Here is a 16483-nt window from a genome sequence, read left to right on the forward strand (position 1 = left end):
TCATCCCTTCACCGCCCCCGCGCTGAAGCCGGTGATCAGCCACTTCTGGATGAACGCGAAGACGATGACGACCGGCACGGCGGCGATGATGCCACCCGCCGCGAGCGCGCCCAGATCGACGCTGTCGGAGCTCATCAGGGTGTTGAGGCCGACGGGGATGGTCTGCTTGCCCTGGTCGCTGAGGAACATCAGGGCGAACAGGAAGTGGTTCCAGGCGTGCACGAAGGCGAAGGAGCCGACGGCGATCAGCCCCGGCCGCAGCAGCGGGAGTACGACTATCCGGAAGGAGCTGAAGCGGTTGCAGCCGTCGACCCAGGCGGCCTCTTCCAGGGAGTACGGGACGTTTCTGATGAACCCGCTGATGAGGATCATCGACAGCGGCAGCTGGAAGACCGTCTCGGCGATGATGACGCTGCCCAGCGAGTTGATCATCTGGAGCTTGGCGAAGATCTGGAAGAGCGGGACCAGGAGCAGCGCGCCCGGCACGAACTGGGAGCAGAGCAGCGCCAGCATGAAGCCACGCTTGATCCTGAAGTCGAAGCGGGCGAGCGCGTAGCCGCCGGCGAGCGCGACGACGGTCGTCATCACCAGGGTGGCGACGGCGATGAGCACGCTGTTCTGGAAGTAGGTCCCGAAGCTGCGCTCGGTCCACACCTTGTCGAAGTGCTCGAAGGTCATGGGCCATGGCACCAGCGAGGTCGATCCTGCCGGGCGCAGCGCGAAGAGCAGGATCCAGTAGAAGGGGACCAGGGTGAAGAGGAGATAGATCGAGAGGGGGAGGTAGATCTGCCAGCGCGGGATCTCGTCCCAGGCGCGCCGGTTCTTGCGCGGGCGCTGCCGGGGCTCGTCGGCCACCGGGGCGGGTGCCTCGGGAGCGCTGATCGTGGCGTCCTCGGTGATCACTTGTCCCCACCTCCGAACTTGCTCAGTCGTAGGTAGACGATCGAGCAGAAGAGCAGAATCATGAACGCGACCGTGGTCAGGGCCGACGCGTAGCCGAAGTTGTGCGCGTCGACGCTGGTGTTGGCGATGTACAGCGGGAGCGTCGTCGTCTCGCCCGCGGGACCACCGCCCGTCAGCGTGTAGAGCAGGTCGACGTTGTTGAACTCCCACACCGCGCGCAGCAGCGTGGACAGGACGATGGCGTCCTTCAGATGGGGCAGCGTGATGTGCAGGAACTGCCGGAAGCGGCTCGCGCCGTCGACCTCGGCGGCCTCGTACAGGTCCTTGGAGACGGACTGGAGATCGGCGAGGATCAGGATCGCGAAGAAGGGGACACCGCGCCACAGGTCGGCGACCACGGCGGCCGGGAAGACGGTGGCGGTGTCGGACAGCCAGCTGGTGCCGTACTGCCCGATGCCCGCGTCGGCGAGGTAACGCGTGATCCCTGTTTGGGAGTTGTAGAGCAGCACCCAGATCGCGGAGGTCAGCACACCGGAGACGGCCCACGGGGAGAAGACCAGCGCGCGGCCGACCGCCCGCCCGACGAAGGTCTGGTTGACGATCAGCGCCAGCGCCAGCCCGAACAGCAGCTGCAGCCCGACCTCGACGATGACCCACTTGGCGCTGAAGGTCAGCGTGTCCCAGAACTGCGGGTCGTCGGTGAAGGCGTGCACGAAGTTGTCGAAGCCCGCGTAGCCGTTGCGCCACGGTTTGGTCGGGTTGTAGTTCTGCAGGCTGTAGTAGAAGACGCTGATGACCGGGTAGGCGATGAAGCCCAGCATCAGCAGGCCTGCCGGGGCGATCAGCAGATACGGCAGTTTGCGCGGCGTCGCCGAGCCACGGCGCCGCCGGGGTGGCGCGGGCTGTTTCGCCACGGCTGCGGCTTGGGCCATGACTGTTCTCCGTTCTTACGAGTGCCGTGGAGCGCTTGCTGTCAGTCGCACAGGAAGCGCTTGCTCCATGCACATGGTTGAAGCGCTTCACAGATGCGGTTCGGGATATCGGTCAGTAGAGAGCGGTCCTCGCGGACCGCTCTCACCCGGCGTAGGGGTCCGGTACTTTGCCCGGCCGGGCCAGGAACGCGAAGTCGCAGCCGGTGTCCGCCTGGGTGATCTGCTCGTTGTACAGCGCCCCGTAGCCGCGCTCGTACCGCTCGGCGGGCGGCGTCCACTGCGCCCTCCTGCGCTCCAACTCCTCATCGTCCACGTTGAGTCGGAGCGAACGCGCCTCGACGTCGAGGGTGATCGTGTCGCCGGTGCGCACCAGTGCCAGCGGCCCGCCGACGTACGACTCGGGCGCCACATGGAGCACACACGCGCCGTAACTCGTGCCGCTCATCCGGGCGTCGGAGATCCGCACCATGTCCCGTACGCCCTGCTTCAGCAGGTGGTCGGGGATGGGCAGCATCCCGTACTCGGGCATGCCGGGCCCGCCCTTGGGTCCGGAGCCCCGCAGGACGAGCACACTGTCCGCGGTGATACCGAGGGACGGGTCGTTGATGGTCCGCTGCATGGTCCTGTAGTCGTCGAAGACAACGGCGGGACCGGTGTGCTTGAGCAGCTGCGGCTCGGCGGCGATGTGCTTGATGACCGCGCCGTCCGGACACAGGTTGCCGCGCAGCACGGCGACACCACCCTCGGCCGCCACCGGGTTCTCCCGGCTGCGGATGACGTCGTCGTTGTGGACGAGCGCGCCGTCGAGCTGCTCCCGCATGCTGTCGTGCGACACCGTCGGCCGGTCCATGTGCAGCAGATCGGTGATCCGCGACAGGAACCCCGGCAGGCCGCCGGCGAAGTGGAAGTCCTCCATGAGGTACGCCTGTCCACCGGGCCGGACGTTGGCGAGCACCGGCACGGTCCGCGCGATCCGGTCGAAGTCGTCGAGCGTGAGGGTGACACCGGCCCGCCCGGCCATGGCGATCAGATGGATCACGGCGTTGGTGGAGCCGCCGAGCCCGAGGACGGTCGTCACCGCGTCCTCGAAGGCCTCCGCGGTGAGGATGTCGGACAACTTCCGGCCCTTGCGGACGAGTTCGACGATCCTGAGCCCGGCCGCCGCGGCCATCCGGTCATGAGCGGAGTCGACGGCGGGAATGCTCGACGCACCGGGCACGGTGACACCGAGCGCCTCGGCGGCCGCGGTGAGTGTGGAGGCCGTACCCATGGTCATGCAGTGCCCCGGAGAACGGGCGAGCCCGCTCTCCAGCTCGGTCATCTCGCAGTCCCCGATGAGCCCGGCGCGCTTGTCGTCCCAGTACTTCCACATGTCGGTGCCGGAGCCGAGGACCTCATTGCGCCAATGGCCCGGAAGCATCGGCCCGGCGGGCACGAAGACGGCCGGCAGGTCGACCGAGGCGGCCCCCATGAGCAGCGCGGGCGTGGACTTGTCGCACCCGCCCATCAGCACGGCCCCGTCGACCGGGTAGGACCGCAGCAGCTCCTCGGTCTCCATCGCGAGCATGTTGCGATAGAGCATCGGGGTGGGCTTCTGGAAGGTCTCACTCAGCGTGGACACCGGGAATTCCAGCGGGAAGCCCCCGGCCTGCCACACCCCCCGCTTCACGGCCTGCGCACGGTCCCGCAGATGCACATGGCACGGATTGATGTCGCTCCACGTGTTGAGGATCGCGATGACCGGCTTGCCCAGGTGCTCCTCGGGCAGATAGCCGAGCTGCCGCGTCCGCGCCCGGTGACTGAAGGAGCGCAGCCCGTCGGTCCCGTACCACTGGTGGCTTCTCAGCTCCTCCGGGCGCTTCATATGGACCACCCCGTGGCGATGGCGGCGACTTCCGCGCGCTCGGCCTCGGGCAGCGGCTTGCTCGGCGGGCGGACGTCCCGGCGGCACAGCCCGAGCGAGGCCAGGGCCTCCTTGACCACGGTCACGTTGTTGGCGGAGCCGTTGGCCGCGCGCAGTTCCTCGAACCGGCGGATCTGCTCCCACACCTTCATCGCCCCCGGATAGTCCCCGGATCGAAGCGCTTCGATCATGTTCAGCGAAACGGAGGGGGCGACGTTCACCAGACCGGAGGTGAACCCGGTGGCACCCGCCGAGAAGTACGAGGGCGCGTACGGCTCGGCGAGCCCGGCCACCCACACGAACCGTTCGAGCCCGGCGTCCCGCGCGAAGGCGGCGAAGCGCGCGGCGTCCGGAACGGCGTACTTCACCCCGATGACGTTCGGGCACGCGTCGGCGAGCTCGGCGAGCCGCTCCCCCGCGAGCAGCGGATTGCGGATGTACGGAACGACTCCTAGCTCGGGCACCGCCGCGGCGATGGCCCGGTGGTAGTCGACCCAACCGCCCTCCGACACATACGGATGCACGGGCTGGTGGACCATCACCATCTGCGCTCCGAGCTCACGCGCATGCAGCGCCGAGGCGACGGCGGTCGGCACATCGTGCCCGACACCGACAAGAATGACCGCCCGGTCCCCGGTCTCCTCGATGGTCAACTCGGTGACGAGCCGCCGCTCCTCAGGCGTCAGAGCGTAGAACTCACCGGTATTGCCGTTCGGCGTAAGGGTCTTCACTCCACCGTCGAGCAGCCGACGCAACAGGGCCCGATGGGTGTCGCGATCGATCGAGCCGTCTCCCGCGAACGGTGTCACGGGGATCGCCACGACCTCGGCGAGCGCCGCCCGCTGGGTCTCGTACGTCGCTGTCATTCCTGTCCATCCTCTTCCTGGCCCTGGGGGAAGGCCCGTTGCACGAACGACGCGATATGGGCGTGCAGCGCGCCGGCCGCACCGTCGGCGTCACCGTCGAGGGCGAGCCGCAGAATCTCCCGGTGCTCGCCCGCCTCGCGCTCCCAGGACGGGTCGGCCGCCCAGGCGACCGCGGACACCAGGGCGGCCTGGTCCCGCACCTCGTCGAGCATCCGGCCGAGCAGCGGGTTTCCGCAGGGCACGTACAGGGCGCGGTGGAACTCCCGGTTGGCGAGCGAGCGTTCGGCGGTGTCGGTGGCATCGTCCGCGCGGGTCAGCGCGTCCCGCGCGGCATCGAGCGAGGCCCCGCGCCGCACGGCCCGCCGCAGCGCCTCCGGTTCGAGCAGCAGCCGCACGTCGTACACCTCGCGCGCCATGTCCGCGTCCACCATGCGCACCGTGACGCCCTTGTACTGGTTCATCACGACGAGCCCGGTACCGGCCAGGGTCTTGAGCGCCTCGCGCACGGGTGTCTTCGACACCCCGAACTGCGCCGCGAGTTCGGTCTCCACCAGAGCCTGCCCCGGGGGCAACTGCCCGGTGAGGATGCGGTGTTTGATCCCCTCCAGCACGAACTGAGTGCGGGACGGGATCGGGGTGGGCACAGAGGTCATGCGCGCCTCTCGGATCTCACGTGTCGGATCGCGAGGCCCAGACGCAACCGAATCCCTCTGATCCATGGGATCCATGGGCCGCATCTGATCTCGCATATCGCGTCTCATATATGACGTACGAAGTACGACGCGTTGAAGGTAGGAGCGTGACCGTGTTTCGTCAACGCTTCTGACAAAAGAAGTGGGAGTGACCGGTGGGTGGACCCGATCCTCAAAGAGCCGTGCTGTCACCCTCACGGGCCGTGCCGGTCCGGCCGCCGAAGACGGCCGCGGCGCGCTCGGTCGCCGACTCCGGCGTGAGCGTCGGCCCTACGTGGGTGACGAGCAGCTCCCCCACACCCGCCCGCTCGGCGACCGCACCGGCGTCCTCGGGTGTGAGGTGCACCTGGCGTTCGCTTCCGCGATGCCGGTCGATGTCGGCCTCGCAGAGGAAGAGGTCTGCGCCGACCGCGAGTTCGGCGAGCGCGGAGCACGGCCCGCTGTCCCCCGAGTACGCGAGAACGCTCTCCTCGCTTTCGGCCCGCAGTCCGTACGCCTCGGTGTCGTGCACGACGGCACGCGTTCGGAGCCGCAGTTCTCCCACGCGCGTGTCATGCCCGTCGTACAAGGTCCGGAAGTCGAAAACCTCACCCAGAAACCCGGGATCCGACTGCCCGAAGAACCCGGCGAGCCGGTGCCCGAGCTCGGGCGGCCCATAGACCGGAAGGGGCGCGGACAGGGTGAGCCCGCCGTACGCGAACCCGTACACGGCGGAGACGAGGTCCGCGTAGTGATCCGCGTGCAGATGCGAGATCCAGATGGCGTCCAGTCGCGCCGGATCCGTATGCCTCTGCAATTCGGCGAAGCTCCCGGGCCCGGCGTCGACCCACACCTCGGCGTCCCCGCCGCGCAGCAGATAGCCGGAACAGGGACGGCCGGGCTGCGGGTGCGGCGAGGCGGTGCCGAGGACGGTGAGACCGAGAGACATACGGGGAGCGTACGAAACGGCTCGCCGCCAGGCGCCCCTTTATGTCATGCGCCTACGCCTGCTCGTCTCACGTCAGACGCCTGAGCATGCTCGTCTCACGTCGTATGCCTGATCCTGCTCGTCTCACGTGAGGCGCCTACGCCGCCTCGCTACGGCTTCCAGCCCGGGTCGCGGCCGCTGAGCCCGATCACCCGGTCGAGCAGCGGCGCGTCGTCCGGTACCGACACCACAGGCCCGAAGATGCCGCCGTCCGTGCTCGGATCCTCGGCCGCGGCGGCGAGGAACCCGTACGACGCCTGCAGGGCGGCGGCATCGGGCTCGTACGCCTGGCCAGTGGCCCGGGCGAGATCCCACCCATGCACCACAAGCTCGTCCGCGGCGACGGCAGCCGCCACCGCACCCGGCAGGGACACCCCGCCCGCACGGGTCCGACCGGTCCAGGCGGCCGGGTCACGCCAGGCCTCTGCCAGCTCGTCGAGTGCCTTGGGCAGGGCCTCGCGCCAGCCGGGCTCGATGTCGGGCACGGCGGTGCTCGGGCTGGTGTCCGTCGTGGGGCCCAGGTCCTTGCGCCCGGCGTCACGGAACGCGACGGCCAGCCCGGCCAGGTGCCCGAGCACGTTGTGCACCGCATACTCGGGGCAGGGGGTCACGCCGCCGAGCTGCTCCTCCGTCACGCCCTGCGCGAGGCGCGCCACGATCAGGGCCTGCGGGCCGAGGTCAAGAGTGTCGCCGCTCATCCGATTCTCCTCATAGCTCGTCTCTACTCATGGGGTAGACCGAGGCCGCGCCCGAAACTCATCGCTCCGGGCCGAGAGCGTCGCCGTCGGGGCCGGTTCCAGGGTCTTGGCACCACGATCACCTGCCATGACGTGGACGGTGACGCGCGTTCCCACCGGTCGCAACGCGGGTTGTACGTGTCCGGCGTGCTGGTCTCCGGCTTGGGATGAAAGCGATTCTTCGCCCCCTCCGCCCCTACCCAACCCGTACCCGGGGGCTGCGCCCCCAGACCCCCTTTCGGCCTGAGCGGCCTCGTCCTCAAACGCCGGACGGGCTGAAGGGGGGTGCCTGCGGCCGCCGACCAGACCTGCTGCAGGAAGACGCTCACGGTGTCGTCCTCGGATGCCGAGGAGCTGAATCCGACGCTGGGTGGGACAGCGGGAGCAGGAGCCGGGCTGCGGCTCACCGGCCCGGCCTCAGACGCGAAGACCGCCACGTTGACGCTGGGCAGCACAGGGGGCCGATAGTGGGAAGCACCCGCGGCCGCCGACGCGCGGAAAGGGCCGTGCCGGTACATCACATGCCCCGTCGCTTACGTGGTTGCCAACAGGCAGAGCCCTGAAGGCCAACCGATCTGCCACCGGCGACGGGGCGGATGTACCGGCACGGCCCCGACCCACCCACCGGCCACAGGCGAAACGACCGGACGCACCCGCACGCCCCTGCCCCACGCACCGGCCACAGGCGGGGCCCCCGCACCCAGCCCTCGGGGGCGTCAGACCAAGTCCGCCACCGCTGACCGCACTGCTTCCAGGTCGGCATCGGACGCCAACCCGGCGTGATACAGCCGAAGTTCCGTCGCGCCCAGCGAGGCCGCGCGCTCCGCGTCGGCGGCCAGCGTGTGCGGCCGGCCCCCCATCCCCGACACCACGGTGAAGTTGGCGGCCAGCACGCGCCCCTCCCGCCCCGTCTCCGCGAACGGCGTCAGCAGGCCCGCGCCACCGGTGCACGGCACCACGACACCGTCGGCGACGGACAGGATGTGCCGAGGGTCGACACCGGCGTTCGCACCGCAGTGGTACGACACGGGATCCGCGTGCAGCAGCACCTGGAACCCGGCCGGCGCAGCAGCCCGCACCGCCGAGACCGCCGCCTCCTGGAGCGTACGAGCGACGCGATCACGCCACACCCGCGTAGCCGCCGCAGGCTCCGCGCCGAGCAGCTTCTCGACCCCCGCCCAGCCACCGTCCGACGCCACCGCCCCCCGCCACACCGGCTCCAACGCCTCCCGCACGGCGACCGCCAACTCCCCGCCGTCCATGCCCTGTTCCGCGTAACCGTCGAGGCACACCGCACAGAAGCACAGCGACATCAGGTACTGGCCGGCATCCCCCAGCCCCACCCCGCCGATCTTGTCGTGCGCGTGCAGATGGGCCAGCCCGTACCACCCGAGCGACTCCAGCTCCGTACCGCGAGCCCCGGGCCGCACCGCGGCCTCCGCCGCGAGGTCGACCAGATAGGCCCGCGTCCCGGGCTGCGCGATGCACGGCGCCCAGGGATACCGGTCCCCGTACGCGTTGACCACGGAGGTCGACGGATGCTCGGCCCCCATACGGGAGTTGTGCGCGAGGACCACCCACGTGTGGACCTCGAGACCGGCCTCTGCAAGCTCGGCGGCAGCCGCCCCGTACGCGTCCCCGGACGCCCACTCCCCAGCCGCGTAGGGCCGCAGCGAACGCCCCTGCCACCGCGCGTCCTCCGCCGGATACAGCACGGCGGCATGCGAGGCCGTCACGATCCGATGCCGAGGATGCCGAGGCGTCAACGCCCGCGTCGAGTGGTACGCGGACGCGAGCGTCACCTGCGCCACCCCGAGCCCGGCCATCCGCGAGGCGGCCTCCGGATCCCCGTTGACGTCCCACGGGTACAGAAACACGGACGCCTTCACGCACCCTCCCCAAGCAGCCCCACCGGCACGGTCACAACGCCCTTCCCGAGCAGCCCCACCCGCACGGTCACACGCCCTCCTCGAGCAACCTGTACCCACGCTCGATCAACTGCGCGAGCTGCTTGACATGATCCTCGGCCGGCTCGTGCAACGGCGGCCGCACCTCACCCACATCCAGCCCCCGCAACCGCACCCCCGCCTTGACGAGCGAGACCGCGTACCCGCGCCCCTGCGCCCGCAGATCGACGAACGGCCGGTAGAACCCGTCCAGCAGCCGGTTCACCACGTCGTCGTCCCCCGTGTTCAGCGCCCGGTGGAAGGCCAGCGCGATCTCGGGAGCGAAGCAGAACACCGCGGACGAGTACAGCGTGATCCCCACACCCCGATACGCGAGCCCGGTCAGTTCGGCCGTCGGCAGACCGTTGAAGTACAGGAAATCCCCGGGGACCTCGCTCCGCACCGCACTCACGATCCGCTGCATCAGATCCAGATCGCCGAGCCCGTCCTTGAACCCGATGATCCCGTCGGTGCGTGCCAGCTCGACCACGGTCTCGGGCGTGAACACGGCGTTGTCGCGCTGATAGACGATGACGTCCAGCGAGGTGGCCGCGGCGACCTCGCGATAGTGCCGCAGCAGACCCTCCTGCCCGGCCACGACGAGATACGGCGGCATGGCGAGCAGCCCGTCGGCCCCGGCAGCCTCCGCGAGCCGCGCGAACCGTACGGCGAGCGCGGTCCCGTACCCGGCGCCGGCGACCACCGGCACACGCCCCTCCGCCGCCTCCACGGCCGCCCGCACACACGTCTCGAACTCCTCGGGCGTGAGCGCGTGGAACTCTCCCGTGCCGCAGCACGCGAAGACGGCCGCGGCCCCTGCCTCGACGCCGCGCCGCACATGCTCCCGGTAGACGTCGAGGTCGACGGAGCCGTCGGGGCCGTACGCGGTGACGGGGAAGAACAACGGCCCGCTGGGGACGCTGAGCCGAGCGGCGAGAGGGGCTGACGTCACGGACTCTCCCTAAACAGGTGCCCATCGGTGCATGTTTCTGATCCACGTCTATATTTCTGAACGCGCCCACGCTAAGCCGCGACCTTGGGGCCGGTCAAGCACGCAAACCCGCAACACGAAGGCGGATTCCCCGCCTCCGCGCGACACTTGACGCAGCACGTCAGCGATCCTTAGCGTGTCCACGCATGTGAATGTCGTACACGAATACGGCCGCTCGTCCTGACACACCCCGCGACCCACCTCGTGACACCCCGCCGCAACATCCGCCGTGCCCCCGGCGCGACCACCGCCGTGGCCCAGAGCCCCGCACCGAGGAGACCCCCGCATGCCCGCTCCCCGCACCGTTCTGCTCACCGGCGCCGCCGGCGGACTCGGCACCCTGATGCGGGGACTGCTCCCGAAGTACGGATACGAGCTGCGCCTCCTCGACCTGCGGCCCATCGAGGGCGAGCCGGACGCGATCATCGCGGACCTGTCCGACAAGGCGGCGCTGCGCGAGGCGGTCCGGGGCGTCGACGCGATCATCCACTTCGCGGGCATCTCCCTGGAAGCCTCCTTCGAGAAGATCCTGAAGGCGAACATCGAGGGGACGTACCACCTGTACGAGGCGGCCCGCGAGGAGGGCGTACGCCGGATCGTCTTCGCCTCGTCGAACCACGCGGTGGGCTTCACCCCACGGCCCCAGGGCGACGCCCCCTTCGAAGACAGCGCCCTGATCCCGATCGACACCCCGCGCCGGCCCGACACCTTCTACGGCCTGTCCAAGTCCTTCGGCGAGGACCTGGCCCAGTTCTACTGGGACAAGTACGGCCAGGAGACGGTCTCCGTCCGCATCGGTTCCTGCTTCGCGGAGCCCACGAGCGTGCGCATGCTCTCGGTCTGGATGAGCCCCGAGGACGGCGCCCGCCTCTTCCACGCCGCACTGACCGCCGAGGGCGTAGAGCACACGGTCGTCTACGGCTCGTCCGCCAACACCCGCCTGTGGTGGGACCTCTCGACGGCCCGGGCACTGGGCTACGAGCCGCAGGACGACTCCGAGTCGTACGCCGAGAAGCTCATCGCCGAGCAGGGCGGACTCGACCCGGACAACCCGGACCATGCCCACCTGGGCGGTCACTTCACCACGCACCCGCCGATCTGGCCCCACTGACGGCGCGGCGAGAGCACCACACAGAGCGGGCGGGCACCGAACGGGCCCGCCCGCTCCCGTGTTCGGGCACGAGCCCTGCCCGATCCCACCTCCCCACCCGCTCCGCCCCAGGTCCGCCGCGGGCACCCGCGGCGCGAAACGGGCCCAGCCGGGCACCATCGGGCACGCAACAGGCCTGGTCAGTGGCCGAAACCCGCTGTAGAACTTCCCTCAAGGGCCCACCGGGCCCGAACGGGCAGTGTGCAACGGAGCGCAAGGGAGCAGGTGACGATCATGACGGCGATGACGGCGGAGGAACGACAGCGCGAGATCGTCCGGGCCGCGCGCCGCACGGGCTCGGTCGATGTCACCGCGCTCGCCGCCGACCTGGGCGTCGCCAAGGAGACGGTACGGCGGGATCTGCGCACCCTGGAGGACCACGGTCTGGTGCGCCGGACACACGGCGGCGCCTACCCCGTGGAGAGCGCCGGCTTCGAGACGACGCTCGCCTTCCGCACCACGAGCCATGTGCCCGAGAAGCGCCGGATCGCGGCCGCGGCAGCCGAGCTGCTCGGAGACGCCGAGACGGTCTTCGTCGACGAGGGATTCACCCCCCAGCTCATCGCCGAGGCACTGCCCCGGGACCGGCCGCTGACCGTGGTCACCGCATCCCTGGCCACGGCGGGCGCGCTCGCCGAGGCCGACAACACGAGCGTCCTGCTGCTCGGCGGCCGGGTCCGCCCCGGCACGCTCGCGACAGTCGACCACTGGGCGACGAAGATGCTCTCCGGCTTCGTCATCGACCTCGCCTACATCGGCGCGAACGGCATCTCCCGCGAGCACGGCCTCACCACGCCGGACCCGGCGGTCAGCGAGGTCAAGACGCAGGCGATCCGAGCCTCCCGGCGCACGATCTTCGCAGGCGTGCACACCAAGTTCGGGGCGGTCAGCTTCTGCCGGTTCGCCGACATCAGCGCCCTGGAGGCGATCGTCACGAGCACGCTTCTCCCGGCGTCCGAGGCGCACCGCTACTCCTTGCAAGGCCCTCAGGTCATCCGAGTCTGAAAACCGAACCGACCCCGACCCCCACCACCGCGTCCGAAAACCGAACTCACGCACTTCGTAGGGCACCCCCCTGCCCGCAAGCACCCCCTATCTCCCCATACGTCCAGGAGTGATCCATGCGAACCCCGAGCCGACGGAGGCCGCGCGCACTGCTCGCCGCGGTCGCCGCAGGGACGCTGCTCACCCCGCTGCTCTCCGGCTGCTGGACCGGAGCGGGCGGCGCGGGCTCCGGAGGCAACTCCATCAACGTCCTGATGGTCAACAACCCGCAGATGGTGGAGTTGCAGAAGCTCACCAAGGCGCACTTCACCAAAGAGACCGGTATCAAGGTGAACTTCACCGTCCTGCCGGAGAACGACGTCCGCGACAAGATCAGCCAGGACTTCGCCAACCAGGCGGGCCAGTACGACGTCGCCACGCTGTCCAACTACGAGATCCCGATCTACGCCAGGAACGGCTGGCTGCACGAGATGGACTCGTACGTACGCCAGGACAGCGCGTACGACGAGCAGGACATCCTGAAGCCCATGCGGCAGTCCCTGACGGCCGACGACGGGAAGCTCTACGGGCAGCCGTTCTACGGCGAGTCGTCCTTCCTGATGTACCGCAAGGACGTGTTCGCCGAGAAGGGCCTGACGATGCCCGCGCATCCCACCTGGGAGCAGGTGGGCAGGCTCGCCGCCGAGGCCGACGGCGCCGAGTCCGGCATGAAGGGCATCTGCCTGCGCGGCCTGCCGGGCTGGGGCGAACTGATGGCACCGCTCACCACCGTGGTGAACACCTTCGGCGGCACTTGGTTCGACAAGGACTGGAAAGCCCGCCTCGACTCCCCCGAGTTCGAGAAGGCGACGAAGTTCTATGTGGACCTCGTGCGCAAGCACGGAGAGTCCGGGGCCGCCCAGTCCGGTTTCGCCGAGTGCCTCAACAACATGACCCAGGGCAAGACGGCCATGTGGTACGACGCCACCTCCGCCGCCGGTTCGCTGGAGGCGTCCGACTCCCCGGTCAAGGGCAAGATCGGCTACGTACCCGCGCCCGTCGAGAAGACCCGGTCCTCCGGATGGCTCTACACCTGGGCCTGGGGGCTGCAGAAGGCCTCGCACAACTCGGACAAGGCCTGGAAGTTCATCTCCTGGGCCTCCAGCAAGAAGTACGAGCAGTTGGTCGGCGACACGATCGGCTGGTCCAACGTCCCGGCCGGCAAGCGCGCCTCCACCTACACGAACGCCGCCTACGTCAAGGAGGCCGCGGCTTTCCAGGCCACGACACGCGACGCCATCGAGGGCGCCCGGCCGCGCGACCCGGGGGTGCAGCCACGCCCCGCGCCCGGCATCCAGTTCGTCGGCATCCCCGAGTTCACCGATCTCGGCACCAAGGTCTCGCAGGAGATCAGCGCGGCCATCGCCGGACGCCAGTCCGTCGAGTCGGCCCTGAGCAAGTCCCAGAAGCTCGCAGAGAAGATCTCCAAGGAGTACGAGGGACGATGACCGCCACGACAACGGCCCCGCTGGCCACCCCCTCCGTACACGCCGCCCGCCGCCCCTCCGGCCGGATGCGCGCCTGGGCCACCCGCGCCCCGCTCCTCCCCGCCCTGATCTTCATGATCGCCGTGACCCAACTCCCCTTCGTGGCCACGCTGGTGATCTCCTTCTTCGACTGGAACGCCCTCTACCCGAAGGCCCGCCACTTCACGGGCTTCGGCAACTACTCGGACGTACTGACCGACCCCGACCTGCGCCACTCCGTCTGGACGACGGTCCTGCTGACCGTCACCGTGGTCCTGGTCAGCCTGGTGCTCGGCCTGGCCCTGGCGCTGCTCCTGGACCGGAAATTCCGTGGCCGGGGCATCGTCCGTACGCTGCTGATCGCACCGTTCCTGGTGGTCCCGGTGGCCGCGGCCCTGCTCTGGAAGCACGTGCTCTACAACCCCGAGTACGGCCTCCTGAACGGCCTGCTGCACTACGTGGGCGGCCCCCAGCCGGACTGGATCTCCAACACCCCGCTGCTCGCGGTCGAGGCCTCCCTCATCTGGCAGTGGACGCCCTTCATGATGCTGATCCTGCTCGCGGGCCTGCAGAGCCGCTCCCACGAGCAGATCGAGGCCGCGAAGGTGGACGGCGCGAGCGACTGGCAGATCTTCCGCCATCTCACCCTCCCCCACCTGCGCCGCTACCTCGAACTGGGCGCGCTCCTGGGCTCGATCTACATCGTCCAGAACTTCGACGCGGTGTTCACGATCACCTCCGGCGGCCTCGGCACCGCGAACCTCCCCTACACCGTCTACCAGAGCTTCTACCAGGCCCACGAGAACGGCCTCGCCTCGGCCGCGGGCGTCCTGGTCGTCATCGGCTCGATCATCATCGCGACCTTCGCCCTGCGCGTGGTGTCGTCCCTGTTCCGCGAGGAGGTGTCCCGCGCATGAGCGCCACCGCGATACGAGTACGTCCCCGCCGCACCCGGGGAGCGGGCCTGGGCCTGGCGGCCTGGCTGGCCGGCGTCGTCTTCTTCCTGCCCATCGCCTGGATGGCCCTGACGTCGTTCCACTCGGAGTCCGACGCGGCGACCAACCCGCCGTCCTTCGGCGCCGCTCTCACCCTCGACGGCTACCGGGAGTTCTTCGGCACGGGAGGCGGCGCAAGCCCGTGGCCCGCGCTGATCAACTCGACTGTGGCGTCGATGGTCTCGACGCTCTGCGTCCTCCTTCTGGCCTTCCCGGCGGCGTACGCGCTCTCCATCCGCCCGGTGAAGAAGTGGACGGACGTCCTGTTCTTCTTCCTCTCCACGAAGATGCTGCCCGTGGTGGCGGGGCTGTTGCCCATCTACCTGTTCGCGAAGAACACCGGAATGCTGGACAACATCTGGCTGCTGGTCATCCTCTACACCTCCATGAATCTGCCGATCGCGGTGTGGATGATGCAGTCCTTCCTCGCCGAGGTCCCGGTGGCGGTGATCGAGGCGGCGCAGATAGACGGCGCCAGGCTCCCCACGATCCTCGCGCGCGTGGTGGCCCCCATCGCCCTGCCGGGCATCGCGGCGACGGCGTTGATCTGCTTCATCTTCAGCTGGAACGAACTGCTGTTCGCCCGCGTACTGACGGGCGTGGCCGCGGAGACCGCCCCCGTCTTCCTGACCGGCTTCATCACCAGCCAGGGCCTGTTCCTGGCCAAGGTGTGCGCCGCGTCGCTCGTCATCTCCCTGCCGGTGCTCGCCGCGGGGTTCGCCGCCCAGGACAAGCTGGTCCAGGGCCTGTCACTGGGAGCCGTGAAATGAAGGCCGCCGTCATCGAGTCCGTGGGCCGCGCCGTCGTCGCCGAGGTCCCGGATCCGACGCCAGGGCCCCGCGAGGTCGTCGTCGAGGTCGCCGCCTGCGGCCTCTGCGGCACCGATCTGCACATCCTCCAGGGCGAGTTCGCGCCCAAGCTGCCGATCGTGCCGGGGCACGAGTTCGCGGGCGAGGTGGTCGGGGTCGGCACCCAGGTCACCGAAGTCTCGGTCGGCGACCGCGTGGCCGTGGACCCGTCCCTCTACTGCTACGAATGCCGCTACTGCCGTACGGGCCACAACAACCTCTGCGAACGCTGGGCGGCGATCGGCGTCACGACCGCGGGTGGAGCCGCCCAGTACGCGGTCGCCCCCGTCGCCAACTGCGTCAAGCTTCCCGAACACGTCCGCACCCAGGACGCGGCCCTGGTCGAGCCGCTCTCCTGCGCGGTACGCGGCTACGACGTCCTCAGCTCCCGCCTGGGCGCCCACGTCCTGATCTACGGCTCCGGGACGATGGGGCTGATGATGCTGGAGCTGGCGAAGCGCACCGGGGCGGCGAGCGTGGACATCGTGGACCTGAACCCGCAGCGGCTGGCCACGGCCCAGCAGCTGGGCGTCTCCGCTTCCGCGGCCGATGCCGACGAGTTCGAACGCCCCCAGGGCTGGGACGTCGTCGTCGACGCGACGGGCAATGCCGCGGCGATCCAGGACGGCCTGGGGCGTGTCGCCAAGGCGGGCACGTTCCTCCAGTTCGGCGTCGCCGACTACGCGACGCGGGTGACGATCGACCCCTACCGCATCTACAACCAGGAGATCACGATCACCGGCTCCATGGCCGTTCTCCACAGCTTCGAACGCGCGGCGGAACTCTTCGCGACCGGCGTCCTCGACCCGTCCGTCTTCATCAGCGACCGCCTCCCCCTGACGAGCTACCCCCAGGCCCTGGAACAGTTCGCGTCGGGGGTGGGCCGCAAGATCGTGGTGGTGCCGTAGGAGTTCTTCGCCCTCTCCGCCCCTGCCGGTCCCGACCCGGGGCTTTGCCGCGGACCCCGTTCGCGCAGTTCCCCGCGCCCCTGAAACGGGGCGCGGGGAACTGCGCAATCTTTTGGCGGGGGTCTGGGGGCGCAG

Annotated in this window: 15 protein-coding genes; 6 read left to right on the plus strand and 9 right to left on the minus strand. The window is 69.5% G+C overall.

The annotated features are described in order from the left end of the window. The 9 genes from ACIBK0_RS10065 to ACIBK0_RS10105 form a co-directional block, all read right to left on the minus strand. Positions 1-903 (minus strand): carbohydrate ABC transporter permease, encoded by a 903-nt coding sequence (locus ACIBK0_RS10065; RefSeq protein WP_399077609.1) that lies wholly within the window; start codon positions 901-903, stop codon positions 1-3. After that, positions 900-1835 carry a carbohydrate ABC transporter permease gene (locus tag ACIBK0_RS10070; protein ID WP_399077611.1) on the minus strand — a complete coding sequence of 312 codons (936 nt, stop codon included), beginning with the start codon at positions 1833-1835 and terminating at the stop codon, positions 900-902. Before ACIBK0_RS10070 ends, ACIBK0_RS10065 begins: the two co-directional genes overlap by 4 nt. A gap of 142 nt (positions 1836-1977) precedes the next feature. Further along, a complete protein-coding gene (gene araD / locus ACIBK0_RS10075; RefSeq protein ID WP_399077613.1) occupies positions 1978-3699 on the minus strand; it encodes an L-arabinonate dehydratase in 1722 nt (573 codons plus the stop codon). Continuing rightward, positions 3696-4604: a dihydrodipicolinate synthase family protein gene (locus tag ACIBK0_RS10080; protein WP_399077615.1), complete on the minus strand. Its 909-nt coding sequence runs from the start codon at positions 4602-4604 to the stop codon at positions 3696-3698. Before ACIBK0_RS10080 ends, araD begins: the two co-directional genes overlap by 4 nt. Continuing rightward, the gene (locus tag ACIBK0_RS10085) at positions 4601-5257 is read right to left on the minus strand and encodes a GntR family transcriptional regulator (RefSeq protein WP_399077617.1); all 657 of its coding nucleotides are present in this window, start codon (positions 5255-5257) and stop codon (positions 4601-4603) included. The genes ACIBK0_RS10080 and ACIBK0_RS10085 overlap by 4 nt, the downstream gene beginning before the upstream one ends. A gap of 211 nt (positions 5258-5468) precedes the next feature. Beyond that, positions 5469-6224, minus strand: a complete 756-nt coding sequence (locus tag ACIBK0_RS10090) for an MBL fold metallo-hydrolase (protein WP_399077619.1) — start codon at positions 6222-6224, stop codon at positions 5469-5471. A 149-nt stretch (positions 6225-6373) separates the two neighbouring features. Then, positions 6374-6961, minus strand: a complete 588-nt coding sequence (locus tag ACIBK0_RS10095; RefSeq protein WP_399077621.1) for a TIGR03086 family metal-binding protein — start codon at positions 6959-6961, stop codon at positions 6374-6376. Positions 6962-7716: 755 nt separating this feature from the next. Next, a complete protein-coding gene (locus tag ACIBK0_RS10100) occupies positions 7717-8889 on the minus strand; it encodes a hypothetical protein (RefSeq protein WP_399077623.1) in 1173 nt (390 codons plus the stop codon). A gap of 67 nt (positions 8890-8956) precedes the next feature. Then, complete coding sequence (locus tag ACIBK0_RS10105; RefSeq protein WP_399077625.1) at positions 8957-9898, minus strand: 5-dehydro-4-deoxyglucarate dehydratase; 942 nt, start codon at positions 9896-9898, stop codon at positions 8957-8959. Between the two features lie 325 nt (positions 9899-10223). Here ACIBK0_RS10105 and ACIBK0_RS10110 point away from each other — a divergent pair, with 325 nt between their 5' ends. From ACIBK0_RS10110 to ACIBK0_RS10135, 6 genes are all read left to right on the plus strand, one after another. Then, positions 10224-11048: an NAD-dependent epimerase/dehydratase family protein gene (locus ACIBK0_RS10110; RefSeq protein WP_399077627.1), complete on the plus strand. Its 825-nt coding sequence runs from the start codon at positions 10224-10226 to the stop codon at positions 11046-11048. Positions 11049-11321: 273 nt separating this feature from the next. Beyond that, positions 11322-12092, plus strand: coding sequence for a DeoR/GlpR family DNA-binding transcription regulator (locus tag ACIBK0_RS10115; protein WP_399077629.1), 771 nt, complete (start codon positions 11322-11324; stop codon positions 12090-12092). A gap of 116 nt (positions 12093-12208) precedes the next feature. Then, entirely contained in the window at positions 12209-13579 is a 1371-nt protein-coding gene (locus ACIBK0_RS10120; RefSeq protein ID WP_399077631.1) for an ABC transporter substrate-binding protein, read from the plus strand. Then, the gene (locus ACIBK0_RS10125; protein ID WP_399077633.1) at positions 13576-14514 is read left to right on the plus strand and encodes a carbohydrate ABC transporter permease; all 939 of its coding nucleotides are present in this window, start codon (positions 13576-13578) and stop codon (positions 14512-14514) included. The genes ACIBK0_RS10120 and ACIBK0_RS10125 overlap by 4 nt, the downstream gene beginning before the upstream one ends. Next, a complete protein-coding gene (locus tag ACIBK0_RS10130) occupies positions 14511-15362 on the plus strand; it encodes a carbohydrate ABC transporter permease (protein WP_399077635.1) in 852 nt (283 codons plus the stop codon). The genes ACIBK0_RS10125 and ACIBK0_RS10130 overlap by 4 nt, the downstream gene beginning before the upstream one ends. After that, complete coding sequence (locus ACIBK0_RS10135; RefSeq protein ID WP_399077637.1) at positions 15359-16348, plus strand: zinc-dependent alcohol dehydrogenase family protein; 990 nt, start codon at positions 15359-15361, stop codon at positions 16346-16348. The genes ACIBK0_RS10130 and ACIBK0_RS10135 overlap by 4 nt, the downstream gene beginning before the upstream one ends. Positions 16349-16483 lie beyond the last annotated feature (135 nt).

This window comes from Streptomyces sp. NPDC050564, from assembly GCF_044457265.1.
In the GTDB taxonomy this organism is placed as follows: Bacteria; Actinomycetota; Actinomycetes; order Streptomycetales; family Streptomycetaceae; genus Streptomyces.